Annotated in this window: 22 protein-coding genes; 10 read left to right on the top strand and 12 right to left on the bottom strand. The window is 56.8% G+C overall.

Going from position 1 to position 25,931, the window contains the following annotated elements:
* Positions 1–82 precede the first annotated feature (82 nt).
* From SD425_RS18115 to SD425_RS18080, 8 genes are all read right to left on the bottom strand, one after another.
* Positions 83–1,291 carry a beta-ketoacyl synthase N-terminal-like domain-containing protein gene (locus SD425_RS18115; RefSeq protein WP_324671376.1) on the bottom strand — a complete coding sequence of 403 codons (1,209 nt, stop codon included), beginning with the start codon at positions 1,289–1,291 and terminating at the stop codon, positions 83–85.
* Positions 1,292–1,394: 103 nt separating this feature from the next.
* On the bottom strand, positions 1,395–2,681 hold the full coding sequence (gene bioA, locus SD425_RS18110) for an adenosylmethionine--8-amino-7-oxononanoate transaminase (RefSeq protein WP_324671374.1): 1,287 nt from the start codon (positions 2,679–2,681) through the stop codon (positions 1,395–1,397).
* A 127-nt stretch (positions 2,682–2,808) separates the two neighbouring features.
* Positions 2,809–3,435 (bottom strand): dethiobiotin synthase, encoded by a 627-nt coding sequence (bioD, locus tag SD425_RS18105; protein WP_324671372.1) that lies wholly within the window; start codon positions 3,433–3,435, stop codon positions 2,809–2,811.
* A gap of 11 nt (positions 3,436–3,446) precedes the next feature.
* Positions 3,447–4,601 carry an aminotransferase class I/II-fold pyridoxal phosphate-dependent enzyme gene (locus SD425_RS18100; protein ID WP_324671370.1) on the bottom strand — a complete coding sequence of 385 codons (1,155 nt, stop codon included), beginning with the start codon at positions 4,599–4,601 and terminating at the stop codon, positions 3,447–3,449.
* 151 nt (positions 4,602–4,752) lie between these two features.
* The gene (gene bioB, locus SD425_RS18095) at positions 4,753–5,763 is read right to left on the bottom strand and encodes a biotin synthase BioB (RefSeq protein ID WP_324671369.1); all 1,011 of its coding nucleotides are present in this window, start codon (positions 5,761–5,763) and stop codon (positions 4,753–4,755) included.
* Positions 5,764–5,987: 224 nt separating this feature from the next.
* A complete protein-coding gene (locus tag SD425_RS18090; RefSeq protein ID WP_324671368.1) occupies positions 5,988–6,545 on the bottom strand; it encodes a sugar O-acetyltransferase in 558 nt (185 codons plus the stop codon).
* A gap of 192 nt (positions 6,546–6,737) precedes the next feature.
* Positions 6,738–7,160, bottom strand: coding sequence for a hypothetical protein (locus SD425_RS18085; RefSeq protein ID WP_324671366.1), 423 nt, complete (start codon positions 7,158–7,160; stop codon positions 6,738–6,740).
* Between the two features lie 129 nt (positions 7,161–7,289).
* A complete protein-coding gene (locus tag SD425_RS18080) occupies positions 7,290–8,024 on the bottom strand; it encodes a YebC/PmpR family DNA-binding transcriptional regulator (RefSeq protein ID WP_324671365.1) in 735 nt (244 codons plus the stop codon).
* Positions 8,025–8,172: 148 nt separating this feature from the next.
* Here SD425_RS18080 and SD425_RS18075 point away from each other — a divergent pair, with 148 nt between their 5' ends.
* Positions 8,173–8,811: an NUDIX hydrolase gene (locus SD425_RS18075; protein ID WP_324671364.1), complete on the top strand. Its 639-nt coding sequence runs from the start codon at positions 8,173–8,175 to the stop codon at positions 8,809–8,811.
* Positions 8,812–8,883: 72 nt separating this feature from the next.
* Here SD425_RS18075 and SD425_RS18070 read toward each other — a convergent pair whose 3' ends face one another.
* Both SD425_RS18070 and SD425_RS18065 read right to left on the bottom strand, forming a co-directional pair.
* On the bottom strand, positions 8,884–10,302 hold the full coding sequence (locus SD425_RS18070) for a hypothetical protein (protein WP_324671363.1): 1,419 nt from the start codon (positions 10,300–10,302) through the stop codon (positions 8,884–8,886).
* 160 nt (positions 10,303–10,462) lie between these two features.
* On the bottom strand, positions 10,463–10,996 hold the full coding sequence (locus SD425_RS18065) for a 5' nucleotidase, NT5C type (protein WP_324671362.1): 534 nt from the start codon (positions 10,994–10,996) through the stop codon (positions 10,463–10,465).
* 293 nt (positions 10,997–11,289) lie between these two features.
* On the opposite strand from SD425_RS18065, the gene SD425_RS18060 reads away from it, so the two are divergent.
* From SD425_RS18060 to SD425_RS18050, 3 genes are all read left to right on the top strand, one after another.
* Positions 11,290–12,684 (top strand): Gfo/Idh/MocA family oxidoreductase, encoded by a 1,395-nt coding sequence (locus tag SD425_RS18060; protein ID WP_324679569.1) that lies wholly within the window; start codon positions 11,290–11,292, stop codon positions 12,682–12,684.
* A 312-nt stretch (positions 12,685–12,996) separates the two neighbouring features.
* Positions 12,997–17,418: a CusA/CzcA family heavy metal efflux RND transporter gene (locus tag SD425_RS18055; protein WP_324671361.1), complete on the top strand. Its 4,422-nt coding sequence runs from the start codon at positions 12,997–12,999 to the stop codon at positions 17,416–17,418.
* 44 nt (positions 17,419–17,462) lie between these two features.
* On the top strand, positions 17,463–18,677 hold the full coding sequence (locus SD425_RS18050; protein ID WP_324671360.1) for an efflux RND transporter periplasmic adaptor subunit: 1,215 nt from the start codon (positions 17,463–17,465) through the stop codon (positions 18,675–18,677).
* Positions 18,678–18,744: 67 nt separating this feature from the next.
* Here the strand turns inward: SD425_RS18050 and SD425_RS18045 are convergent, their stop codons facing one another.
* On the bottom strand, positions 18,745–19,767 hold the full coding sequence (locus tag SD425_RS18045; protein WP_324671359.1) for an MBL fold metallo-hydrolase: 1,023 nt from the start codon (positions 19,765–19,767) through the stop codon (positions 18,745–18,747).
* A 243-nt stretch (positions 19,768–20,010) separates the two neighbouring features.
* On the opposite strand from SD425_RS18045, the gene SD425_RS18040 reads away from it, so the two are divergent.
* From SD425_RS18040 to SD425_RS18030, 3 genes are all read left to right on the top strand, one after another.
* Positions 20,011–20,832 (top strand): DUF5694 domain-containing protein, encoded by an 822-nt coding sequence (locus SD425_RS18040; RefSeq protein ID WP_324671358.1) that lies wholly within the window; start codon positions 20,011–20,013, stop codon positions 20,830–20,832.
* A gap of 193 nt (positions 20,833–21,025) precedes the next feature.
* Positions 21,026–21,451: a hypothetical protein gene (locus SD425_RS18035; protein ID WP_324671357.1), complete on the top strand. Its 426-nt coding sequence runs from the start codon at positions 21,026–21,028 to the stop codon at positions 21,449–21,451.
* A gap of 308 nt (positions 21,452–21,759) precedes the next feature.
* Positions 21,760–22,191, top strand: coding sequence for a hypothetical protein (locus SD425_RS18030; protein WP_324671356.1), 432 nt, complete (start codon positions 21,760–21,762; stop codon positions 22,189–22,191).
* 79 nt (positions 22,192–22,270) lie between these two features.
* On the opposite strand, the gene SD425_RS18025 is transcribed toward SD425_RS18030, so the two are convergent.
* Positions 22,271–23,116 (bottom strand): ion transporter, encoded by an 846-nt coding sequence (locus tag SD425_RS18025; RefSeq protein ID WP_324671354.1) that lies wholly within the window; start codon positions 23,114–23,116, stop codon positions 22,271–22,273.
* Positions 23,117–23,390: 274 nt separating this feature from the next.
* Between SD425_RS18025 and SD425_RS18020 the strand changes: the two genes are divergently transcribed.
* From SD425_RS18020 to SD425_RS18010, 3 genes are read left to right on the top strand one after another with little or no spacing between them, the layout of a single operon-like run.
* The gene (locus SD425_RS18020; RefSeq protein WP_324671352.1) at positions 23,391–24,260 is read left to right on the top strand and encodes an SDR family oxidoreductase; all 870 of its coding nucleotides are present in this window, start codon (positions 23,391–23,393) and stop codon (positions 24,258–24,260) included.
* A gap of 40 nt (positions 24,261–24,300) precedes the next feature.
* A complete protein-coding gene (locus SD425_RS18015) occupies positions 24,301–25,041 on the top strand; it encodes a class I SAM-dependent methyltransferase (protein ID WP_324671351.1) in 741 nt (246 codons plus the stop codon).
* Between the two features lie 36 nt (positions 25,042–25,077).
* Positions 25,078–25,893, top strand: a complete 816-nt coding sequence (locus SD425_RS18010) for a serine aminopeptidase domain-containing protein (protein ID WP_324671350.1) — start codon at positions 25,078–25,080, stop codon at positions 25,891–25,893.
* Positions 25,894–25,931: the final 38 nt, after the last annotated feature.

The raw sequence follows: 25,931 nt of genomic DNA, 5'->3' as shown, positions 1-25,931 counted from the left end.
TTTGGTTTGCGCTGTAGGGCGAATGAACCGAGGTAGGTGTGTGTACCTAGCTACGCGCAACCCGCTACCTGAAAGTATTATGTTACTGCATCAAAGACACTAAGGCACTGGCAGCGTTGCCCCCAAAACCCGCAGCGTTGATTAATAATCGGCGGAGCGGGCGCGTAGGAGCAGGAGCTAGGTCGGTGGCAAATGGTGCAGTCGGCCAGGTCTGGGTGGTGAGCAGGTGCAGGGCATAATCTAGGCTGAGCGCCGCCGAAGCGCCTAGGGTATGACCGAGCAGCCACTTGTTGGAGGTGAGCGGCGGGGTGTTTTCCCCGAAAACAGCCTGTATGGCCGCCCGCTCAGCTGCGTCGCCGGCGGGCGTACCGGGGCTGTGTAGCACGAGGGCGTCTACCTCGTCGGGCCTACGGTTGGCCTGGCGCAAGGCCTGCCGCATAGCTGTTTGGAAGTGCTGACCGTCGCGGGAAAGGCCAGTTTTGCTGCCAATGGCTTCGAAGCCAAAGCCTACGCTTTCCAATTGAAAAATGGGTTGGTTTGGGCGAACAAGCTTTTGCTGTTGAATGGTTTGGTAGCTAGCTTTTTCCAGGGCAAACACCGCGGCTCCTTCGCCGAGCGTGAACGTGGAAGGAGCACCTGCGCCGGGCCGGCAAGGCCACTCTGCTGCCGCGAAGGGCGAATAAATGCCAATAGCCTGCATCTGGGCCAAGGTGAAATCGGTGAGCGGAGCTTCGGCACCACCCGCCAGAAAAAGCTCCGCCATGCCCGCTCGGAGCCACGCCAGGGCATTGCCGAGCGCTTGAAAGGCGCTGCTGCACGTGCTGGAATGGCTCAGCGCCGCGCTGCCGTGGGCACTGGCATCGTAGGCCACCCAACTGGCTACGTTGCCTAGGGTCGTGAGCGGCGAGGCGGCAGCTGGCACGGTGCCTTCCGTCAGAAACTGCTCGTGAAACTGCTCTACGCGTCCTGTTGCGCCGCGCGAAGAACCGATGCTAACCGCTAGCGACGCTAGTTCTTCGGCACCGGACCACCCCGCTTGTGCAGCAGCCTGACGAGCAGCCACCAGGGCTAGCAATACCGTGCGGTCGAGTTGGCGGTAGGTGGGGTGCTGCTGGCGCAAGGCGGTTAGCGCTGCCTCCGCAGCGGTTGGCAAAGCGGCTACTGCCACTGCACTAGAGCCTAGCTGCCGCGCCGTGAAGGTTGCTTCGGGTGCGCCATAAGGGGCCGAACCTAGGCCTAACGCCGAAACACTGCCGCTACCGCGAATAATAATCAGGTCTTCAGCAGACATTTCGTAATCTTCAAATCAGGTATTTGCCTGCCGGTCGGATGCCAAAGGTATCCGGCTGGTTGCTGTTGGCGTTAGCAGACGATATCGTCTGAGTGGCTTGTGTCTACTTCGTTTTGCTTACTACCAACTCGCGCATTTGGCGCATTACGCTGTAAATCAGCTGCAACTCCTCATCGGTTGTGCAATAAGGAGGCATGGTGTAAACGATGTTGCCGAGCGGCCTCAGAATGACGCGGTGGGACAGGGCCAACTGATATAGCTCGTCGCGCAGGGAACTGAAGTAGGTAGTTGAGGTGTCTACGGCAAACTCGAGGGCTAGCACGGTACCTAGCAACCGGATGTCGCGAATGCCCGGCTGGTCAGTCATTTCTTGGGCAAACTGCTGGTGGGCTAGGTTGATACGCGCTAGGCTGGCCGCACATTCGGCCGAGCGGGTAAGTTCCATGCTAGCCAATCCCGCCGAGCAAGCTACTGGGTTAGCTGTGTAGGAGTGGCCGTGGAAGAGCGTTTTGAGCTTGTCTTCGCTCAAGAAAGCATCGTAAACCGGAGCAGCGCAACTTGTCACGCCGAGTGCCATCGTGCCTCCCGTTAGTCCTTTAGAAAGGCACACCATGTCGGGCTGACTAGCTAGGTACTCGCTAGCAAACAGCCGCCCGGTGCGGCCGAAACCTGTCATTACCTCATCGGCGATGGTCAGGATGCCGTGGCGTTGGCAGCAGGCCATCAGGGCGTTCAGGGCTTCGGGCGAATACGTAATCATGCCGGCTGTACCGAGCAGCAACGGCTCAAAGATGAACGCTGCCACGTCGCCCAGCGCTGCTACCGCTTCAAGCTGCGCTAGGCTTTCGGCTTCTCGACCCGGCGTGGGCACATCAATAAAGGCCACATCAAAAAGAAGGGGTGCAAACGGCGCCGTGAAGGCCCCGCGGCTGCTCACCGCCATGGCCCCGAACGTGTCGCCGTGGTAACTGTCGCGAAAGGCCACGATTGTTTTGCGCGGCCGGCCTAGGTTGTGGAAGTATTGCAGCGCCATTTTCAGGGCTACTTCTACTGCCGTCGAGCCATTATCGGAGTAAAAGATGCGGGCTTGATTAGAGGGCAGAATCTCTAGTAGCTGCTCTGCCAGCTCTACGGCCGAAGGGTGGGTGAAGCCCGCAAATATCACGTGCTCAAGCGTGTTCAATTGGTTGCTAACTCGCTCGGCAATGTGCGCGTTGGCGTGTCCATGCAGGTTGACCCACCACGAAGCAATGGCATCGAGGTAGGCGGTACCGTCTTCCGTGTACAGCCAAGCGCCTTTTCCGCGCACGATAGGAATAGGCAGCGGGGCGGTTTGCATCTGGGTGTAGGGGTGCCAGATAACGGCGTGGTCGCGGGTGGCGAGAGACATTCTGTTCAAATAAATAAGGTACGTAGGAACGCGCCACGGCGCGTTCTCACATGAATGACAATCGTTGGAGGCAGAAGTTGGGTTGTGGCTCTGCTGGTAGGAAAGCCGAAGGCGTCGTGGCGCGTTCCTACAGCCCGAAGGCAGTCTTGAAGGCGGCGGCGTAGCGACTGACAACCGCTGCATTTACCGTTGGCTCTGGCAGAATCCTAGGTAACACGAGCACCCCCGTGTGCTGCGTAATAAAATCTTCCGTCGCTGGGTTTGGTTCACCATTGAACACCACCCCCCGAACGGACAGCCCGCGCTGACGGAGCGCTTCCAAGGTCAACAAGGTATGATTGATGCTGCCTAGGTAATTGCGGGAGACTACAATAGTCGCTAGCCCTAGCTGAACTGCTAAATCTGCTATCAAAAAGCCCGGCGCCAGTGGCACTAGCAAGCCGCCCGCACCTTCCACAATCAGGTGGTTGTCAGTTGCAGGAAGCGTGAAATCTTCGGGCCGGATAAGAATATTTTCGGCGGCCGCCGCCGCGTGAGGTGACGCCGGCAATTGTAGGCGGTACGTCTCTGGGTGGAAGTAAGTGGTCAGATTCGTAACCAACTGCTGCACCGTAGCTGTGTCGGTGGTGGGGGTGAGGCCAGCCTGCACCGGCTTCCAATAGTCGGCACCTAGGGCTTCGGTGAGAATAGCGGCAACGAAGGTTTTACCCACATCCGTGCCGATACCAGTGACAAATAAGCGTTCAGGAGTCATGTAAGAAAGCATTAGCTGGCTGCCGCGCGCAACACGTCAGCCAAAGCTAGGATCTCAGCTTCGGTGTTGAAGCTGTGGATGATAAGTCGTAGCCGCTCAGTCCCAACTGGAACCGTCGGTGACACAATCGGGCGGACATCGAAGCCCGCTGCCTGCGCCGCTTGCGCCACGGCACGCACGTGGGCCGGGCCACCGGTGGCCGTCGGGAAAAAGATGGGATGAATAACGTGGCTCGCTTCCGGTACGTGGAGGCCAGCTACGGCATTCAGTGTCGCTTTCAACAAATCGGAGAGGGCGAACAACTGCTGCCGCTCTGCCGTGAGCGTGGGAAGGAGCTGATAAGCTGCCGTGAGAGCTGCAATGGTAGCAGGCGGCAGGGCCGTGGTATAAATGAAAGGACGGCTGAAATTGATGAGAAAGTCGCGCAGCACAGCCGCTCCCACCACGGCCGCTCCCTGACTGCCCAAGGCTTTGCCGAAGGTGAGTACCCGGGCAAAAACCTGTTCCGTCAATCCTAGCTCCACCACCAGCCCCTCGCCATTTGGACCATACAAGCCGTTAGTATGCGCTTCATCAACAACTAAATACAATTCTTCCTGCTGGCAGAAAGTCGCAAGGTCTCGCAACGGGGCTTGGTCGCCATCCATGGAATACAACGCTTCCACCGCCACAAATACGGCACCGCCAGCAGCTAGGTCTAGCCGGCGTAGCCGCCGTTCTAGGTCCGCCACGTCGTTGTGGCGGAAGCTATACGCCGTGGCGAAGCTGCCCCGAATACCATCCTTCACCGAAGCATGGCTGGCTTCATCATAAAAAATAACATCCCCGCGCCGCGGCACGGCCGCAAAAAAACCTAGGTTGGCAGCGTAGCCGGAGTTGAACAGCAACGCGGCTTCACCGCGGTGGAAGCTAGCCAAGTGTGCTTCCAAGGCTTCAGCCGAAGCAGAGTTGCCGGTAAGCAGGCGCGAACCAGTGCTGCCTGCTGCTTCAGCAACTTCTTTCTGGAGTGCCGCCTTCAGTGCCTCCGAGCTAGCTAGCCCCAGGTAATCGTTAGAGCTGAAATCAACGCGGACGGCGCTGGCAGTAGTCAGGTGGCGGCGAGTGCCTTCGGCTTCACGCTTAGCGAGCTGCTGGGCAAGGCGTTGAAGAAGCAGGTGCTGGGACATTATGAACAAAAATCATCTGTCATCCTGAGCTTGCGAAGGACCTTCTCACGCTTGAAAGAGTCGTAGCAACGATTAGCATTCAGGCGTGAGAAGGTCCTTCGCAAGCTCAGGATGACAGATGAAAAGGTTTTGCGCGGTTAATGATTGCCAACTACGCTTCTACTGTTACCGCTTCAGCTTTGCCTAGCACTGTGGCGCCTACTGGTACATCCTTGAACGACTTGCGAGGCGTCAGACCTAGGGTCGCAAACATTTGCTTGTCGGCGTCGAAGTCAGGGTTCGGTGTAGTGAGTAGTTTTTCGCCCGAGAAGATGGAATTGGCCCCGGCCAGGAAGCACAATGCCTGTTCCGATACCGGCATTTCCTGCCGACCAGCGGAGAGGCGAACCATCGTTTTGGGCATCAGGATGCGGGCGGTGGCAATCATGCGCAGCATCTCCCACACGCTCACGCGAGGTTGGTCGGCGAGGGGCGTGCCTTGCACCGGCACCAGCGCATTCACCGGCACCGACTCGGGGTGGGCGGGTAGCGTGGCCAGTGTGTGCAGCATGGCTACACGGTCTTCGTCGGTTTCACCTAGGCCAATAATGCCGCCGCTGCACACCGAAATACCCGCTTTGCGCACGTGTTCCAGCGTATCGAGGCGGTCGTCGTAGGTGCGCGTGGTGATGATGTTGGAGTAGTTTTCGGCGCTCGTGTCGAGGTTGTGGTTGTAGGCGTAGAGGCCGGCTTGCTTGAGGCGCTCGGCCTGGTACTCGTTCACCATGCCTAGGGTGCAGCACACTTCCATACCTAGGTTGTTCACTTCGGTTACCATGTTCAGCACCCGGTCGAAGTCGCGGTTGTCGCGCACTTCGCGCCAGGCGGCGCCCATGCAGAAGCGGGTGCTGCCCGAGTCTTTAGCGCGTTGGGCGGCCGCAATCACTTCAGCGTCAGGGAGAAGCTTATGGGCTTGCACGCCCGTGTGGTAACGGGCGGCTTGGGGGCAATAAGCGCAATCTTCGGGGCAGCCACCGGTTTTTACGCTCAACAGCGTGCACACCTGCACTTCGCCGGTGGTTTGGTGTTCCTTATGTACGGCGGCAGCCTGCGCTACCAATTCCAGCACGGGCTGGTGATAAATTGCTTTGACTTCGTCGAGGGTCCAGTCGGTGCGGAGCATATGGAGTGCCGTTTGTGAGTTGCCGGATGACAAGATAAAAAAGCCCGCCGAAGCTTGAATGGCTTTTCGGCGGGCTGCAATTTAAGCGAGAAGTTGAGTTTAGACCACGAATAAGTTTTAGGTTAGGCGCTCTAAGCTGTCCTTTCGAGTGCCTTGATAGGTTTGAGAGACCAAACCTAGGTGCGTCGACCCAAGTTCTTCGTGGTACTCTAAAGGGCAGAAACCTAACTCGTCTGATCCGGTAACTCGCGAATCACGCGGCACGGATTGCCCACGGCCACGGTATTCGCTGGGATGGAGCGCGTGACCACACTGCCCGCCCCAATCACTGCATTGTCGCCGATGCTTACGCCGGGCATTATCAGCACACCCGCGCCTAGCCATACTTTATTGCCAATGGTAATTGGCTTGGCAAATTCCCAACCTGCTACCCTAGGTCCTGCTTCTACTGGGTGGCCAGCCGTGCTGATCACCACATTCGGCGCCAGAAACACATCATCGCCAATGATAACCGTCGCGCAGTCTAACACTACTAGGTTGTAGTTGGCGTAGAAATTTCGACCTAGCTTGATGTTGTAGCCGTAGTCGCAGCGGAACGTGGTTTCAATGTGCGCGTCGGTTTCGTAGCCGAGCAGTTCGCTCAGCACGCGCTTGTCTAGCTCCACGGGTTGCTGATTGTAACGGTGGCACAGCGTTTTGGCGCATAAGCGCTCGGCCACTAGCTCGGGGTCGTTGGCTTGGTACAACTCGCCGGCTAGCATTTTCTCTTTTTCGGTGGGCATGTAGGTGAAGCTACTCTAGGCTTTTAGGTTTCTGATGGCAACATACTCTCGTGAGCTTTAACGCGCGCAATCCGACCGTTTTAGGAAAAGTTAGTTAGCCATCTTCTTGGCGCATTTTGCGGAAGGCGCTTAGGAGCTAATGCAATGCTCTTAAGTTTCTTTGCATTTAATATGTCCGGATCAAATTTCTGCTCACTCGTGACGTAAACGATACAGTGCAGTTGCTCCAATTGCTATTGTGAGACAACTAGATAGCCACAACCAATACCCTAGTCCGTAAAAAGTTATTTTAGAATAAGTAGGAGCTTCACTGGTAATAACTTCAGTAAATAGGAGAAAAGATAGAGCGATAATAGAGGCTGCAACTCCAGCCAACACAGCTGACTTTACATCGCCAAAAAGCAAGAACCAAGAAAAGAATAATGCTGGATTGGCAAGCCAAGTCAGAGCTGCACCACCTCCCATTAGCGCACCTAGCCAACCTACCAATAGCAGCCAAAGTCCCGATGACCATGCATTATGATCAACTCTATCAATATAAAAAGCGTCCTGTGTTAGCGACAAGCAGTAGCATAGCACGCTAGTTATTAATACAAACAGTCTAAGCTTTTTCATTATTTTAGAAGGTGCAGAACGCAACGGGCCGCCCCGATCGGAGCGGCCCGTGCCGTTTTTACTTTCCGAAGCTAGCTAAGCAAGAAGTCAATCCAGATTCCTCGCTGCACTCGGAATGACAGTGCTGACCTAGCCTAGCGTGTGATACACAGCCTGCACGTCGTCATCCTCTTCAAATTTCTCGATGAGGTTTAGGACCTCTTCGGCTTCCTCATCGTTGAGGCTAACGCGCGTGTTGGGGATGCGCTGGAGTTGGGCGCTGACAACGTTGAGGTGCTTCTCTTCCAGGGCTTTCTGCATCTGACCGAAGTCGGTGAAGGCCGTTTCCACCACAATGAAGTCTTTCACGTTGCCTTGCTCGTCCTCTTCCTGGTCGGTGTACACGTCGTCGGCACCGGCGTCGATGAGTTCTAGCTCCAGTTCATCCACGTCGAGGCCTTCGGCGGCTAGCTTGAACACGCCTTTGCGGGTGAAAGTGTAGTCGGAGGAGCCAGCCGTGCCGAGGGCGCCGTTGCCGCGGTTGAAGTACATGCGTACGTTGGCCACCGTCCGCACGGGGTTATCGGTGGCTGTTTCAATCACGATGGCTACGCCGTGGGGGGCATAACCTTCGTACACAACTTCTTGATAGTCTTTTTCTTCGCGGCTACTGGCGCGCTTGATGGCAGCGTCGACGCGGTCCTTGGGCATGTTCACACCCTTGGCGTTCTGGATGGCGGTGCGTAGGCGGGAGTTAGTATCCGGGTTAGGACCCGACTCTTTCACGGCCATTACGATTTCCCGGCCGATCCGTGTGAAATCCTTCGACATCCGGTCCCAGCGCTTCATTTTGCGGCCTTTGCGGAATTCAAATGCTCTTCCCATTTTAGTGGTGCTTTGTGCTTGGTTTTGGGCTTCGGCGCAGATGAGTGGGTGGCGCCAAAAGGAATTGCAAGTTAGTAGAAAGCCAGGCGGGGCGCAATTTGGTTGGCGAGCTAGCTTCAGGAAATGCCCGAAAGCCTATCTTGCCCGCATGAAAAATACTGATTGGCTCACCATTGCGCAGCGTGTTCAAGCTCTAGCGCAAGCGGGCCTGACTTACGGTCAAAACGTTTACGACCTGGAACGCTACCAGGAGTTGCGCGACCTCAGCGTAGAAATCCTGAGTAAGCTATCCGATGAGCCCGTTGAGAAGATTGCGCACCTTTTCGCCAGCGAAACCGGCTACCAAACCCCGAAAGTCGACGTGCGTGCCGTGCTGTTTCGGGGTACCGAAGAAATTCTAATGGTGCAGGAAAAAATTGATGGTGACCGGTGGACGCTCCCGGGCGGGTGGGCCGATGTGGGCTACACGCCCTTTGAAACGGCAGTGAAAGAAGCGGAAGAAGAAACCGGGCTGCAAACGGAAGCCGTACGCCTGCTTGCTCTCTTCGATAAGAAAAAGCACGCCGCGCACCCGCCGCAGCCCTGGTACATCTACAAGTGTTTTGTGCTGTGCCGCGCCACTGGCGGCGACTTGCGAACCAGCACTTCCGAAACGAGCGGCATTCGGTGGGTGCACGAAAGCGAGATTCCAAACCTAGCCCTGTCGCTCGACCGCATCACGCCCGACCAGCTTGCCACCATGTTTGCCTTCGCCCGCCAGCCCGACTTGCCAACGCTGTGCGACTAAAGCAAGAAGGCGTGTAGCGCAAACTTTGTAGTCGCGTTACACGCCTCCTGTGTACTGGTTTGGGAATTCGACTTAGTTGAAATACACCTGGTATTGCATCACCACTGCGCTGCGGCGCGAGCTGACGCGGTTGTCACCGTTGGTTTGGGTGAGGTAAACGGGGCGGTTCTGGTAGCTGACAGTGAACTTCGACGTGTGCCCCACTAGCAGCCAGTTGACGCCTACATCGTAGTAGTGAAGGTTGTCGGCTAGCCGCTGGTAGTGAGCATATTGGTAACTAGCATAGGGCATCAAGGTGGTAGTGCCCAATAAGTTGTCCTTTAGCTTGTAGCCAGCCTGCGCGTACAGAACGTTGCCTGTGCCGTAGAGCGGTACCGCATTGCCATAAGTACCACCTGCCCCCAAGATCTGGTTGGTAGTGCTAGCCGCTAAGCCGTTGGCGGGGTTCATAGGAGCCGTATAACGCAGGTAGCGAGGACCGTAGTCGAGGTGCATGGCGGTGGCGTAGAAGCTCACGCTCGGGGCATCCGGAGCATCGCTTACGGGCGCATCGTAGAAGGCATCGACGGCAAACTGCTTCATGGCGTGGCCGGTCGTGTCGAGCTGGCCGGCGTCGCGCGTCCAAGTGGCTTGGGGCTGCACAATAAAGCCTGCGCCTAGGTTGAATACCCGCTTTTTACCCAGGTACGTACCGGCACTATACGGCGTGAGGTTGCTCTCCAAATCTTTGAACTGCCACTGAAAATACCCTTGTACCTGCGGTTTGGGCGGCTTGCTGGAGAACGTGGCGTAAGATGCAATAGCGGTACCCCGCGGAATGATAAGCGGCTTGCTCAAGGCTACCCGGTAGTCTAGGCGACCTAGCTTACCCTTGGCATACAAGCTCAGCTTGCGCCCAAACTGGTCGTTTACGTCGTTGGTCGTTTCGGCAACTAGGGGCAGATCGATACCCATGATAGAGCCCACCGACGAAGCAGTAGCGCGCGACAACCCGTTCCAAGCACCTAGGCCGGTGCCAAGCGATAGGTAGTTTTTTGCTATCGAATATTCACCTACCGCATCGTGCAGGAAGAACCCCGCTTTGCGGTCCGATAAGTAGCTGAAGTTGTTGATGCCGATTTGCGAGTAGATAAACACGCGGTCGGTGAGCTGGCCGTAGAACTGAATCCGAAAGCGACGAATGCCCACGTCGAACGTTTCCTTGCGGGCGTAGCCGTTTACCTGCGTGCCGGGGTTACTTTGATTGTAGCGCAGCCACACCTGGTTGGCCAGCGTGAGCTTCACGTAGTGGCTGGCGTCTTCGTTGAGGGCTAGCTTACCATCCTTAAGCGGTGCAGCGGTGGCGCGGGGCGGCGTAATTTGGGTGGCTTGGGCGCCTTGCGTATCGGGGGGAGGGGCGGTAGGGGAGTTGGTTGGGTTTTGCGCAGCAGCGAGTAAAGGCAACGCTATCAGTACGCTGCCTCCGGCTAAATGCCGTAAAATTTGCTTCATTAGAGAGGAATGAGGGGAAGAAAATAGCTAGGCCACAAGGGATTTGCTTAAAAACAGAAGCGTACTTAAAAAGCTAGCTTTCCAAATACGCTCCGAAAGAGAAAGGCAGTAGCAAGACATAGAACCTGGCGACGATAAGACGGTAAATAGGGGCGAAATGTTAGACCCCAAATAGCTCCGCCACCTCAAGCCAGCTGTTCACGCGGCGGTAGCGTGTCTCGTTTACGTTGTGGTGAGAGGTAAACAAGATGCCTTCTCCCCGAAAATCTTTGAAGTTGTAAGCATTGTCGTCGATGAGGTAGTCGGCGTTGATAATGGTTTTGTTGCCGCAGAATACGACGTGACTCGTCGGGATGAAGTCGAAGTGCTGCCGAAGCCAATCAAACTTCTCGCTGAACGAGAGCGGGAAACCCATGGCGGCCGTGGCAATAAACAGCTCATAGCGCTCGGCAAGGCGACGCAGAACGTCCTGGCTGTCAGGCATCACGGGCAGATCCTGGAAGAAGCCCACGGTGTGCAGGTACTTACGCAAGTGCTGCTGATTCTCAGGCGCTACAGCTTGCAGCAGGTGTTTGCCGTGCAGATGCTCGGGGGTGAGCAGCACGTTAAAGTCTCGGTGGTACCATTCGGTGAAGCGGTGGACGGCGTCGGCAATGACTTCGTCCATGTCAATTGCAATGCGTTCTTTCGACATGAAGTGGTGGACTGATGAACTGATTTTCTGAGGCGTAAACGGGTGAAGCCTAGGAAACGACGCGTGAAGCTAGGGCAAGGCTGGCGAAGTAGCGGAAGAATCGGCCGCGGAAAGCAAAGCCCTCCATGACGGAACAACCAGATAACCAACTGGACAGCCCGTGCGTAAAATTGATCCTACTCTCCCCTCGAAAGGCCCGCCTGCATCGCTGGTGGGCCTTTTTCGTTAAGGGCTGGCTCGCGTGGCATCGTCGGCTAGCCCTGGCTTTCATCCATTCTATTCCTGATTACACGATGAATCAACTGACAAGTGCTATGCAGGGTTTGCTGGCCCAGGCTTCCACGGAAGTATCGCGCAAAGCGTTTCTTCAATATGCCGGCCGGGGGCTAGCCGCAGGAGTGGTGGGGGGAATTATAACTTCTTGCAGCAACAACAGCGCGGGTGAATCTACCACCTTCGCTGGGCCGGACGGGCAAAAAGTACCCTCCTCGGCGCCCGTTTCCCCGCCTGCCACTGTGCCTAGCGCGGTTGAGCAGCCCATTGAGCTGGAAGCTTGGAAATCAGACGCCGACCGCCAGTCGCCGCCCACGCCCACGCCGCTGCCACCCGATGAGCGGGTGGGCTACGCGCTGGTGGGCCTAGGTCACCTGACGCTGGAAGAACTGCTGCCAGCCTTCGGTGAGTGCAAGAAGTCGAGGCCAGTGGCGCTGGTAAGCGGCTCGCCCGAGAAGATGCAGAAGGTAGCGCGGCAGTACGGCATTAAGCCCGAAAGCTGCTACAGCTACGAGAACTACGACAAGCTGAAGGACAACCCGGCGGTGCAGGTGATTTACATTGTGCTGCCCAACTCCATGCACGCCGAATATACTATTCGGGGCGCGCAGGCAGGCAAGCACATCCTGTGCGAAAAGCCCATGGCAAACTCAGTAGCCGAGTGCGAAGCCATGATTGATGCCTGCAAAAAAGCGGGTCGCAAGCTCATGGTTGCCTACCGCATTCAGTATGAGCCTTACAACCGCATGGTGCGCAAGATGGTGCAGTCCAACCAATTTGGTAAGCCCAAGCTGATGGAGGCGTTCAACACCCAAAGCTCGGCTAACCCACGGCACTGGCGCCACAAGAAGGCGCTGGCTGGCGGCGGCGCCCTGCCCGATATTGGCCTATACTGCCTGAATACTACTCGCTTTCTGCTGGGCACCGAGCCCACCGAAGTATCGGCTTACACTTATAGTACTCCCGGCAACCCGTTGTTCTCGGAAGTGGAGGAGCTGTGTTCCTGGCAGATGCGCTTTCCTGGGGGCATCGTGGTGAACTGTGCTACCGACTACAACGCCCACGACTCGCGCCTCTACCGGGTGATGGCCGAGCGCGGCTGGATTCACCTCGACCAAGCGTTTGCCTACCAAGGTCAGCAGCTCAAAACCTCCCGCGCTGAAGGCACGACCGAGCGCACCGAGCAAATTACCCTAGGGTCAAAAAACCAGTTTGCTACGGAGATGGACCACTTCTCGGAGTGCCTTCTGGAAAATAAGGACCCGTACACGCCGGGCGAGGAAGGCCTGCAAGATCAGCGGATCATGGAAGCCATCTACCAATCGGCGCGCGAAGGCCGGCCGGTGAAGCTGCCCGTGGTGAACCAGCGCGACGCCTTCCGTGGCCCCGAACCAAAAGAGGAGAAGAAGTCCTAGGTGTGTCGTTGCACGATTGTAATGCGAAGCTCCCGCTTCGCGTGTCGTTAAACGATAGTCGACCGAACAACACGCATGCTAGTCGTTTAACGAGGCGCGAAGCAGGAGCTTCGCGCTACAGACCGTTTGGCGAAGCTAGGTCGGCACAATCTTAAGTCTTGCTTAAAGCGAGTCGATTCGATTGCAGCAGCAGCTTGCGCGGCCTAACTTGCCGGCTTGTTCTGCAATCTGCCAGGCGCATCTTGCTGAATTTCAGCAGAGATAGGATGCGCTGGGGGAATTGCAGTCTGCTTTTTTGCTTTCCTTTTCGCTATGCTTTCACGAATTATTGCGGCCAGTATTCACAACAAGCTGTTCGTGGCCATACTGGTTATGGCGCTGGTTGTGTGGGGCAGTTATTCGGCCATGCACCTGCCGCTGGACGCCATTCCAGACATCACCAACAACCAGGTGCAGGTCATCACCCAGTCGTCGTCATTGGCGGCGCAGGAGGTAGAACAGTTGATTACCGTTCCGCTGGAATTGCAGCTGCGCACCGTGCCAGGAGTGACGGAAATTCGCTCCATCTCGCGCTTTGGGTTGTCAGTGGTTACGGTTGTCTTTCAGGATGATATTGACACGTACCGCACGCGCCAGCTTGTTGCGGAGAAACTCACCGCCGCGCAAGCTAGCCTCGGCCCTGAGCTAGGGGTGCCGAGCATGGCTCCCATCACGACGGGGCTAGGTGAAATCTTTCAGTACAGCATCAGCATCGAGAAAGGATACGAGAAGAAGTACTCATTAGCCCAACTGCGCGACGTGCAGGATTGGGTCGTGAAGCGGGCGCTGGCTGGCGTGCCGGGCGTCGTCGACGTGAGTAGCTTTGGCGGCTTCGTGCGGCAGTACGAGGTGAGCGTTAACCCCGAGCGACTGGCGGCCGCTGGGGTGACTATGCCCGAGCTGTTTGCTGCCGTGCAGCAGAATAATGCCAACACGGGCGGCGCTTATCTGCAACGCGGGCACAATGCCTACTTCATCCGTGGGGAAGGACGCGTAACGTCGCTGGCTGATATTGGTACCATCGTAGTGAAGCAGGCTAGCCAAAACGCCCCGCTGCTAGTGCGCGATGTGGCCGATGTGCGCTACGGGCACGCCGTGCGCTACGGCGCCATGACCCGCAACGGCAGCGGCGAAACCGTAGGCGGTATCGTGCTCATGCTCAAAGGGGCTAGCTCCGAAGCGACAATCAAAGGGGTAAAGGAGCGGGTGACCGAGATTGAGAAAACCCTGCCGGCTGGTCTGACCATCACGCCTTTTCTGGATCGTACCAAGCTGATTGATAAAGCCATTCATACGGTAAGCCGCAACTTGGTGGAGGGCGGCGTAATTGTGATGGCGGTGTTGCTGCTGCTGCTCGGCAACTGGCGTGCGGGGTTGGTGGTGGCCTCCATGATTCCGCTGTGCATGCTGTTTGCCCTCGGCATGATGCGCCTGTTCGGCGTATCGGCCAACCTGATGAGCCTAGGAGCCCTCGACTTCGGCCTGATCGTGGATGGAGCGGTTATCATCGTAGAAGCCACTATTTTCCATCTCGTGCACACGCGGAGCCAAGCGGCGCACGAAACGATGGACGACATCACCAAAACCGCTGCGACGCGCTTGATGCGCTCGGCGCTATTTGGGCAACTCATCATCCTCATCGTGTATTTCCCTATTCTGGCCCTCACAGGCATCGAAGGGAAGATGTTCCGGCCCATGGCCCTGACGGTAAGCTTCGCCATTGTTGGCGCCATGTTGCTGTGCCTCACCTATGTGCCGGCCGTTACGGCTTGGGGGCTGCGGAAAGACATTGAGGAGGAAGGCACTTTGGCCGACCGTATCATGAAGTTTTTGCACCGCGGCTACAATCCCCTTATTCAGCGGGCCCTGAAGGTGCGTTGGCTGGTAGTGGGCACGGCAGTGGCGCTGCTGGTAGTAGGTGGTTTGCTGTTTGCCGGTATGGGAGGCGAGTTCATCCCGCAGCTCGACGAAGGTGACTTCGCCGTGAACGTGACCCTCCCGCCTGGCAGCTCACTCGACCAGAGCATTGCTACTACCACGCAGGTGCAGAAGATCTTGCTCAAGCAGTTCCCGGAAGTGCAACAGGTGGTTGGTAAGATCGGGACGTCGGAAATTCCCACTGACCCTATGTCGTTCGAAGACAGTGACCAGATTGTGGTGCTGAAGGACCACGCCGAGTGGAGCAGTGCCAATTCGCGCGAGGACCTAGCCAACAAAATGGATCAGACTCTCGCCAACGTGCCCGGCGTGACGATGGAGTTCCAACAGCCTATTCAGATGCGCTTCAACGAGCTGATTTCGGGGGTGAAGTCGGACATCTCTATTAAGATTTACGGCGACGACCTAGAGGTACTGTTTGCAAAAGCCAATCAAGCTGCTGCCCTCATCCGGCCTTTGGCTGGCGTGGGCGACCTGAAGGTGGAGCAGATTGCCTCGCTGCCGCAGATGCGCGTGACCTACAACCGGCAGAAGCTAGCCCAATATGGCCTGAACGTGGCCGACTTGAACACGCTGGTGCGCGCCTCTTTCGCCGGCGATGTGGCCGGCGATGTGTACGAAGGCGAGCGACGCTACGACCTCGTGATGCGCCTCGATTCCGCCCACCGCAGCAGCCTCACGGACCTGCGCGACTTGTACGTGGACGCGCCCAACGGGCAGAAAGTGCCCCTTGAAGAAGTAGCCGCCGTGGATTATCGCAACGCCCCTGTGCAAGTGTCCCGCGATGATGCCCGGCGGCGGATTAATATTGGGGTGAACGTGCGTAACCGCGACGTGCAGAGCTTGGTAGAAGAAATTCAGCAGAAGCTAGGTGCTGGCCTGAAGCTGCCTACGGGCTACACCCTTAAGTACGGCGGTGCCTTCGAGAACTTGCAGCAAGCCAAGTCGCGCCTTGCTATCGTGGTGCCGGTGTCGTTGCTGCTGATCTTCTTTTTGCTGTACCTGTCCTTCCAGTCGGCAAAGCAGGCGCTGCTGATTTTCACGGGTATTCCGCTAGCTACCATCGGTGGCATTTTGGGGCTGTGGTTGCGTGGTATGCCCTTTAGCATTTCGGCGGGCGTGGGGTTCATTGCCCTGTTCGGGGTGGCCGTGCTGAATGGTATTGTGCTGGTAGCTAGCTTAAATGAGCTAGCGGCGGAGGGCGTAGAGAAAGTGACTGACAGGGTGCTACGCGCCACAGCCGAGCGCTTCCGGCCGGTGTTGCTTACCGCATCGGTGGCGTCGTTGGGCTTCCTGCCCATGGCGCTATCTACGTCGGCGGGAGCGGAGGTGCAGAAGCCGCTCGCCACAGTGGTTATTGGCGGGTTGATTTCGGCTACCCTGCTCACGTTGCTGGTGCTGCCGGTGCTCTACACGCTGTTCACCAAAGATGGCGAGCCGAACCCTGTGGATGCTGCCCGTAAAACCCAACGGGATAAGGATGCGGCCGAAACGGGTGCCCCTAGCTCCGCGCCAGCCTTCACCATGATTGCCTTGCTCCTCACCGCAGGTAGCTTGCTGCAAACGGCGCACGCACAAAATACGTTGCCCTCCACCGCCGGCCAACCCTCTTCGGGCACTTTATCGCTTCAGCAGGCGCTGCAAACGGGGCTAGGGCAAAATCTGTCGTTGCAAACGGCGGCCCTCCAGACCGAGCAGGCGCGTGCCCTCGTTCGCTCCGGCAACGACCTGCCGCGCACCACGGTCGACTTTCAGTATGGGCAAATCTCGGGGCCGCTGAACGACCGCAGCTTCAACGTTATTCAGCAAGCGGCCTTTCCTGCCCTATATGCCGCCCAACGACGCTTGCTAGAAGGTCAAACCCTCACGGCCGAGCAGCAAGCCCGCATTCGGCGCCGCGAGCTGACGCAAGCCATCCGGAGCAACTACTACCAGGTGCTGGTAAGTTACCGCCGCGTTGCGCTGCTGCGGCGCCAAGACAGCTTGTACCGTCGTGCGGCCCGCGCGGCCCGCGTCCGTTACCAAGTGGGCGAAACCAATCGGCTGGCGCAAGTGTCAGCAGAGGCTCGGCTGCAAGAAGTGGAAAACCGCTTGCTTACGCTCATCTCCGACCTAGGAGTGCAGCGCCAGCAGCTAGGGCAGCTGCTCGGCACCGGCGCGCCCGTGGCCGTAGATACCGCCGCGGCGTTGGTCGTTGCTCTCGCGCCCACCGATACCGCCGCCTTGTCGCCTGACACCAACCCCACGCTGGGGCTGCTGCGTCAGCAGGCTACGGTGAGTCAGCAGCAGCTACGCGTGGAGCAGCTGCGGCGTTTGCCGGATTTGCGCGCTGGTTACTTTGTACAGAGTATCAACCGGGTGAATGGGTACCAAGTCGCGCAACTAGGGCTAGCCGTGCCGCTGATTGGCGGGGTGCAAAAGGCGCGCATATCATCGGCGCGCATCGGGCAGCAAGTGGCTGAAGGTCAACTCACCTACGCCACTACCCAGCTTGCCAGCGAGCGACGCGCTCTGCTCCAGCAGCTTCGGCGGGCACAGGCCTCGTTGCGCTACTACGAGCAAAGCGCCTTGCCACAGGCCCGTCTGATCTTGGATACTGCCGAAAAAACATACCGCGCGGGCGACATCGAGTACGTAGAGTATGTGGTGAACACCGAGCCGGCCTGGCAGATTCAGGAGAACTACCTAGGGCAGGTGCGGCAGTACAACGATTTGGTAATCAGCTTGCAGACTTTGGCAAGTGTCGATAGTCAATGAGCTAAGTGTCGTCTGTTGCTCATTAGCGCACAGCAATTGCTTTCATGAAGAACTTGTTCGTTATATCCAGTCAATTATCTGCTGCGGTGCTGCTTGGTGCGACACTGGGGCTAGCCAGTTGCTCGTCGCCCGACAGCATAGCTGCGCAGCCTGAGGCTGCTAAAGCACCCGCCGCAGCCCCGGCCACCAACCCTGATCAAATTCAGCTTTCAGCTGCTCAGCAGCGGGCCGCGGGCATTGAAGTAGGTGGTTTTCAGTGGCAAAACATGACCACCGAAGTGCAGGCCAACGGCTCCATTGAAGTGCCTCCTCAGAACCGGGTTTCCATCAGTGCCATGATGGGCGGCTACGTGCAAGTTGTCAATACATTGCCCGGCCAACCCATCAAGGCGGGTGCCACCGTAGCGGTGCTGCGCCACCCCGATTACCTCAAGCTTCAGCAGGAGTACTTGCAGACTCGGGCGCGGGTTCAGTTCCTAAAGGAAGAGCTACAACGTCAGCAAGTACTTGATGCTGAAGATGTAGGCGCGAAGCGCAAACTTCAACAAGCCCGCGCCGATTATGCTAGCGAACAAGCCGCTGAACGCTCATTGGCTGCCCAAGTTCGCCTGCTAGGCCTGTCGGTGGAGCGGCTCAACACAGGGTACATTGCCAGCAGCGTATCGCTCACAACGCCCATCAGCGGCACGGTGAAGGCCGTTAATATCAATCCGGGTCAGTACGTGAACCCGCAGGACGTGCTGGTAGAAATCATAAACCGCGACGATTTGCACCTAGAGCTGAAGGTGTTCGAGAAGGATGTGGCCAAAGTAGGCGTGGGGCAGCCCATTTTATTCACGGTGCAAAACCGTGGCACAGATGAGCAATTCAAAGCCCGCGTGTTTTTAGTTGGGAAAGCCTTTGACGACGAGGCCCGCACCGTGCGCGTGCATGCCCACCTAGAGCCCGAACGCTCTGATTTGCTGCCGGGTCAGTTTGTGGCGGCCCGCATTCAGACGGCTGGTGCCCGTCAGCGGACCTTGCCCGAAGATGCGCTGGTACAAGCTGGTGAGTTCAGCTACGCCTTCGCGCGTACGCAGCAAGCCGACAATGGCCGCGCTACTTTCCGCCGGGTGAAAGTGCGCACCGGTTCCACCATCGACGGCGACATAGCCATCACCCCCCTAGAGCCCATCGCTGATACCACGCAACTGGTGCGCCGCGGTGCTTACTTCATCAGCGCAGAAATGGGCAAAGGCCAAGGCGGTGATGATGACTAAAGAAAAAGGAGTAACTGAGTAAGTAGTTGGACACCATTACTCAGTTACTCCTCTAATCAGGTATTCGCTACTCTTCGTCGTATTCGATTTCTTTCACGCCACGCTCTTCGCGACCCGTTTGGGTGAGGCGTGTGAAGCCGTGTTGGACGTTGGTATAAGCGGGTTTGCTGCCGCTTTTCTTCTTGTTGTTCATTAGCACGGCGGCCGTAACGATCAGCGCCACGGTGGCCGCACCCACGATGGCGGCTTGCTGCGGCAGCTTGTCCTGGGGGACGGGTGGTAAGTACTGCACGCCATCAGCATCGATGCGCGCCGGCTCCGATACGTAGCGGCCATGCTTGGGCGTGGGGAAATTGCGAGCCAAGGCCGTTAAGCCAGCAGCGGCTTCTGGCCCTTTGATGACTGGGCCGTGGCCGCAACCAATGGCCTGCGGCTCTAGGTTGGCTAGCTCCACTACCGAAGCGTGCACCGCCTCCCAATCGTAGTTGAAAGGGGAGCCGGCCACGCTGATCTGCGGCTTTTGTAGCAGCAGCGAGGGCACCGACTCATGGTTGGCCGTGGCGAAGGCATCGGCGCCGAGCAAGGTTTTGTCGGAGGGGTGGAAGAAGGCTACTTGGCCCGGCGCGTGACCCGGCACGTGCAGCCATTGCCAGCCCGGCATAAAGGGCGGCTCCGAATCTTCGGGCAGGGTCTGCACATAATCAGTGAGTTGGAACGATTGGGGTGGAAAGAAGCGGCTCACGAAAGCGAGGGAACCACCATTCTCTACCGTGGGGTCGGCGGGTGGGTACACGGCTTTGCCAGTGAGGAAAGGAAGTTCGGCGGGATGGACAATGATGGGCACTTTCCAGTGTTCGGCTAGCTCCTGCGCCGAGCCAGCGTGGTCCATATGGCCGTGGGTGAGCAGGATGGCTTCGGGGTGGCTACCGGGGTAGAACAGCTCGTCGGCGGCGGCAATGATGGTTTTGGCGCTGCCAGGCAGGCCCGTATCGATGAGCACCCATTTACCAGCGGTATCGGGCTCTACAAAGTACACGTTGACAAAGCGCTGAATGGTCAGCTGAGTGACGCCATGGGCTACTTTTTCCATAAATAACAGGATCAGCGAGAGTTGAAGGTTGATAGGGCAATACGAAAACCTAGCTGCTGAGGTCGAATTACCTAGCAAAATAGCCGGGCAGCCACGGGTATTTTGCTGGTATAGTCGCAAAGTAGGAGGGGGCGTAGTAAGGATCAGGCAACTGTAGAGCCGCTGCAAGAATCTATTGTGCTGATACTGGCTACCTAGGCCTGCTTGCCAGCGTGCTATTCCAACTTCTCTTTTCCCTGCTCCATGAAACACTTTCAACCTATCCTGCTGACGTGGTTACTGGTCTTGCTAACCCTAACTGCCACTGCGCAAACGCCTGCTGCGAAGCCGCGCACCAAGATTATGCTGCTAGGTACCATGCACTTCACGCCCTCCACCACGGATATGTACAAGAACGCCGCGGTAGACCTGACTTCGGCCCAGCGTCAGTCGCAAGTGCAGGCTGTGGTGGCGAAACTCGTTGCCTTCCGCCCCGAGCAGATTTGCATTGAATGGTCCTCGCTTCGTCAAAATAAGCTGGATAGTACCTTTCAGGCGTATCAGCAAGGACGATACAAGCTCGAGTCCAACGAGATTGACCAGCTGGGTTTTCAAACGGCTCGCCAGCTCAAACTGCCGCACCTTACGGCCGTGAACTACCGTGGTCGTTTCGATTCGGATAAGGCAATGGAATTTGCCAAGCAGCACCACCAGGAAGAGCTGCTCACGAACCTCGATGCGTACGCCAAGCGCTACATGGCCGAGGCAAATGAAAAGATCCTGAAGCTGCCGCTCAAGGACTTCCTCACGTACGTCAACTCGCCTGAAGCGCTTGATACCAATGCCGGCTTTTATACCCGATACCTAGCCCGCGTTGGGGAGGGCAATGAGTACCCCGGCATTGATCTGCTCACCGATTGGTATTCCACCAACCTGCACATCTACGCTAATATTCTGCGCCAAGTAAAGCCTACCGACAAAGCCATCTTGGTCATTTTCGGGCAAGGCCACATCCCAATTCTGAAGTCCTTGTTTGCGACGAACTCAGACTTTGAAGTAGTGGAAGTGGCGAAGGGGTTGAAGTAACAGCTAAGCCAAGGGGAGCTGTGAAGTAGACAGATATTATTTTCAATATGTAAAGAAAAACTATTTACTTTCGGGGAAGCAAGTCAGATTGACTAGTGCCGCAAATGAAGCTAGGTTCTTCAGACGGCTCTGGCAACTTCTGTGGCTTGCGGCTCTCGTCTACTTTCTTCTGCCTTTTATACTACTTCCGTCTGTGAAAAAGCTGATTGTTCTTCTCGCAATGCTAGCTTCTGGCAACTGGGCCTTTGCGCAAACGAAGTGCTCTGACTATGAGCTGAAAGTGTATCAGAATGGGCAGGAAGTAGACATGAAGAATAGCCCACTGGTTTCGTCGCTTAGCCTGGTGCTAGTAGGCGATACGAGTTGCGCGTCTATGATTGCGTACCGGTTTAAGAGTGCGGAGCTGACGTTGGTGCGCGAAAAAACACTCGTGTTGCCGGCAATCAAAACCAATAAGCCAGAAGTAGACCTCACCGAGTTCAAAAAAGTATATCAGCCCGGTGATCAACTAGTTATTGAAGTAGAAGGCAGCACGGAAGAAGCCACTGCCGACGCAGAGCCAGAAGAAGGAGGGGAGACGCTCAGCTATTCAGTTGTTGTTAATTGGCCCTTGCAATAGCCAGAACGCAGTAAAAAGAGGAAGAAAGAAGCTAGGGTATAGCTTCTCCCCACAACGGCGTGCCTCACAAGCGCGCGTTTGTGATAGTGAAAGTCGTGCGGAAGCTAGCCTAGCCAGTTCATCATCTGCTGACGGGTAAAACAAAAAGCTTACGGGAAAAAGGGGAGGGCTTGGCGAGGAACGGAAAATAACTAGTAAAGAACAGCGTTGCGCATAAGCTAGGGTTGCTACACGTGTAAGCCTCTGCTTTGCTGTATGTTGGCCTAGCTGGTTCTAGTTTATTCTTCCATTTATACCCACCTAATCCAATGAAAAAGCTGTCTTTCGTCCTCGCGTTATCATTGTCCAGCGGTTGGGCTCTTGCTCAAAGCAACTGCTCGGTTCCCGTTCTGAAAGCGTTAGAAAACAACCAGGAAGTGGATGTAGCAGGCAGCGCCTTGCCAGCTAGCATCACGCTAGTACTTGCCAAAAAAGCAGGTTGTGCGTCGGATGTGACCTATCAGTTCACAGGCGCCGAGCTAACGTTAGTGAGGAGTAAGAGACCGTTGCTGCCGACGATGCTAGTCAACAGCCCCGAAGTAGATTTAGCGGAGTTTAGGAAGGTGTATCAAACAGGTGACCGCCTCTATATTGAGGTTCCAGGACGCAGCATTACCATAGCTTCAACAGCCAACAAGAACGATAAGGTGCCACTGCCAGAGAATCAAGGTGCTGCAATCAACTGGTTACTGAAAAAATAATTCGTGACCGGACCTGTTCGCCTTGCTGCAATCTGCCCTTAAGGGCAGATTGCAGCAAGGCGATGCGGGAAAACTTAGCCTATATCTTCTCGCCGCACCGCCAGCAATATTCCGCGTCGGGGCGATGGTCGCTGGCCTGGCAGACGTGGCAAACGACCTGTTTGTAGAGGGGCGCGGGGGCAGCCGGCGAGCGTGGCGTAGCCATTTGGGCCGATACGATGCCGGTGGGCACCGCAATAATGGCGTAGCCCATAATCATGAGCACCGAGGCTAGCGCCTGCCCTAGCACCGTAACTGGCGAAATGTCGCCGTACCCTACCGTTGTCACGGTGACGACGGCCCAATAGACGCTTTTGGGAATGCTGGTGAAGCCGTTTTTACCGCCCTCCACCACGTACATCAGCGTGCCCACCACGACAATGAGGGTGAATACCGCCGTGAGAAATACCAGAATCTTGAAGCGGCTCGCTTTGAGAGCTGTCACGATAAACTCGCCTTCGCCCACAAACTGTCCTAGCTTGAAGATGCGAAATACCCGTAGTAGCCGCAGCGTGCGAATAACCAGCAAGTAGCGGCTGCCCGCCAGCACCAGCGTGGCCAGCGTTGGCACAATGGCCAAGAAGTCAATGATGCCCAGCAAACTCAAAGCGTACGTTAGCGGGCGGCGCACCACGACTAGCCGGGCAATGTATTCAAGGGCAAACAGGCCTGTAAACCCCCACTCTATGATACGCAAGTAGTAGCCGTATTGGGCATCGATAGAACGCACACTTTCCAGCATCACCGACAACACGCTCAGCACAATAGCCACGAGCAAGGCGATATCAAAAGCCCGTCCTGCCGGCGTGTCTGATTCAAAAATGACGCTGTAAGCCGTGCGCTTCCAGTGGGGTTCGGTGGTGTACGGTTGAATATCCTTGGGCATAAGTGGCTACGAGCTGCTAGTTACTGGCAGTTGGTCGTTGCTAGCTTACGCAATACGAACCTCGCTCTTCAAAGGATAAAGGCTGTGTGCGAGCTAGACATAACAGGGGAGGTTGCCTAGGTCATGCGGGCTTCGTACGTCAGGAAGTAGTAGCGCCTGCCGGATCGTTCGGCTAGCAGGAAACCTAGCTTAGCTTGCTGCTAGCAAGTAGTCGTTTTAAAGTATTTGCGCGTTTGCTGCGTCAGCTAGGGCATCACCTTCGTATGCTGCTTCCATGAATGACCTGCAAGATCAAATCGTTCTCGTCACCGGCGCTACCTCCGGCATTGGCGAAGTAACCGCCTGCACCCTTGCCCAACGTGGTGCCCACGTAGTTCTGCTGGCTCGCAATGCGGCCAAAGCCGAAGCTACGCGCGCGGCCATCCAGCAAGCCGCCGGGCACGACCGCGTGGATGTGCTGCTCGCTGACCTAGCTGATTTAGAGCAAGTACGCCGTGCCGCTGCCGAGTTCAACGACCGCTACTCACGCCTCGATATCTTGGTGAACAATGCCGGTTTGCTGCCAAGTAAAGAGCGCAAAGTCACGCCACAAGGCTACGAAACGGGTCTGGCTACCAACTACCTAGGTCCTTTCCTGCTTACCGCGCTGTTATTCGACAAGCTGCGGGAAAGTCCGGCGGCGCGTATCGTCAATGTATCGTCGGCGGGCTACCGTCTTGCCAACCCCGACTTGAATAATTTGCAACAGGAGCAGGGCTATAGCCAGATGTACATGTACAGCAACACCAAGCTCTACAACATCATGTTTACCCAGGAGCTAGCCCGCCGGATGCGCGCGCACGGCATTCAGAACGTGACGACCAACGCGCTGCACCCCGGCGCAGTAGCTTCTAGCTTTGCGGGCGATGGTGACAGCTGGCTAGGTATTGTCATGCGGCTCGGCCGACCGTTCATGATTTCCTCTGAGCAAGGAGCCGCCACGTCCATCTTCCTGGCGGCCGACCCGAGCGTGGCCCAAATCAGCGGTGGCTACTACGTGAAGCAGAAGCCGAAAGCCGTCAAACATTCCTTCAATACGTTGGAGAATGCCCGTACGCTCTGGCAGCGCACCGAGGAGCTGACTGGTACGCAGTTCTTGGATTGATTCCGACAACCGCCTACTTGAAATGAAAAGCTAGGCCAGCGTGGCAAACCTGTTGGAAGCAAAGCAGGTTGTTCTGCCGTATCAACGTAAGCGCGCCCCGCCGTTTGCGACTCTTCCCCAACCTCTTCTGATGAACTCCAACGCCAACCAGCCGTTCCCCCAAAACCTGTTCCGCCGCCAAGACGAGTCGCCCGATGCCCAATTCTACCAAGTGCCGCGTTTCGTGACGCACATTGATGAAGGGGCCATTACGGCCGTCACGCAGCTCTACCGCGAGTACTTCCCGGCCAACGGCACTTTGCTGGATCTGATGAGCAGTTGGGTGAGCCACCTGCCCGCCGAAGTGGCGTACCAGCGAGTCGTTGGCCTAGGAATGAATGAGGCTGAATTGCGCGCTAATCCGCGTTTGAATGAGTACGTGGTGCAGGATCTAAATCGTCAGCCGACACTGCCGTTCGAAGCAGGCAGCTTCGACGGGGCCGCCATCTGCGTCTCTATCGACTACCTGACCCAGCCGGTGGAAGTGCTGCGCGAGCTAGGTCGGGTATTGCGGCCCGAGGCGCCGTTGGTCATTACGTTTTCCAATCGCTGCTTTCCTTCCAAAGCCATTGCCGCCTGGCACGCCCTCGACGACCACGGCCACTTGCAACTCGTCGCGCAGTTTCTGCAAGCCGCTGGCAACTGGCACGACCTCGAACTGCTCGACCGTAGCCCCAAGCCTCGCCGCAGCGACCCGCTGTTTGCGGTGGTAGCACGAGCCGGTACTCCGGCAGCCAAGTAAGTAGCGTTTGTCGCGTGCAAGCGTAACTTGCTGCGGATGAGCTATTCTCTTGCTTGGAAGCTAGCTGCTACGTTTTGGTGTGGTCTGCTGACGGCTACGTACGTCAGCAGACCAAAGCTAGGTCCGCACCCTGTGGCATGGCCGACCATGAATACCTATGCCCAAGTCGTTCCGCCAACAGTTTCGTTGACTCTGTTCGACGAGGCGCGTGAGCGCACCGTGCCGGTCACTTTGTACTTTCCGGCTGCTAACGTAAGCGCGGCAAAAAGCAAGAAGAAGAAGCGCAAGCTAGCCTTGCTCAACCATGGCTATGGCGGTCAAAACACGGATTATTCGTTCATTGCCCAAATACTGGTGGCGCACGGGTACTTTGTGGCGAGTATTCAGCACGAACTGCCCACCGACGAACCTAATGCTAACACCGGTAATTTGCGCGAAACACGTCGGCCCAATTGGGAGCGAGGCGTGCAAAATATGCTGTTTGTACGCCAGCAGTTGCAGCAGCGCTACCCAGGCCTAGACGAGCAACACCTGCTGCTCGTCGGCCATTCCAACGGTGGCGACATGGCCATGCTGTTTACCCACGAGCACCCTCAGTTGGTTAAAAAGGTTATTTCGCTCGATAACCGCCGCATGCCGTTGCCACGCACGCGCCACCCACGCATCCTGTCCATCCGCTCCAGCGACCAAGTGGCTGACGAAGGCGTGCTGCCAACCGCTGCTGAACAGAAAGCCTTCGGAATCAAGATTGTAAAGCTTCCCGCTACCATTCACAATGATGTGTGGGACGGCGCTACAGCGGCGCAAAAGCAGGAGATCGGCGAAGCCATTTCAAACTTTTTAGCGCGATAAGCTCGCTTTTGCCCGAGGCCTTCTAAGGCTCAGCTGCG

Source organism: Hymenobacter sp. GOD-10R, from assembly GCF_035609205.1.
Lineage (GTDB): Bacteria > Bacteroidota > Bacteroidia > Cytophagales > Hymenobacteraceae > Hymenobacter.
Note: the sequence above shows the minus strand (reverse complement) of the source record. Positions and strands in the feature narration are given on the sequence as shown.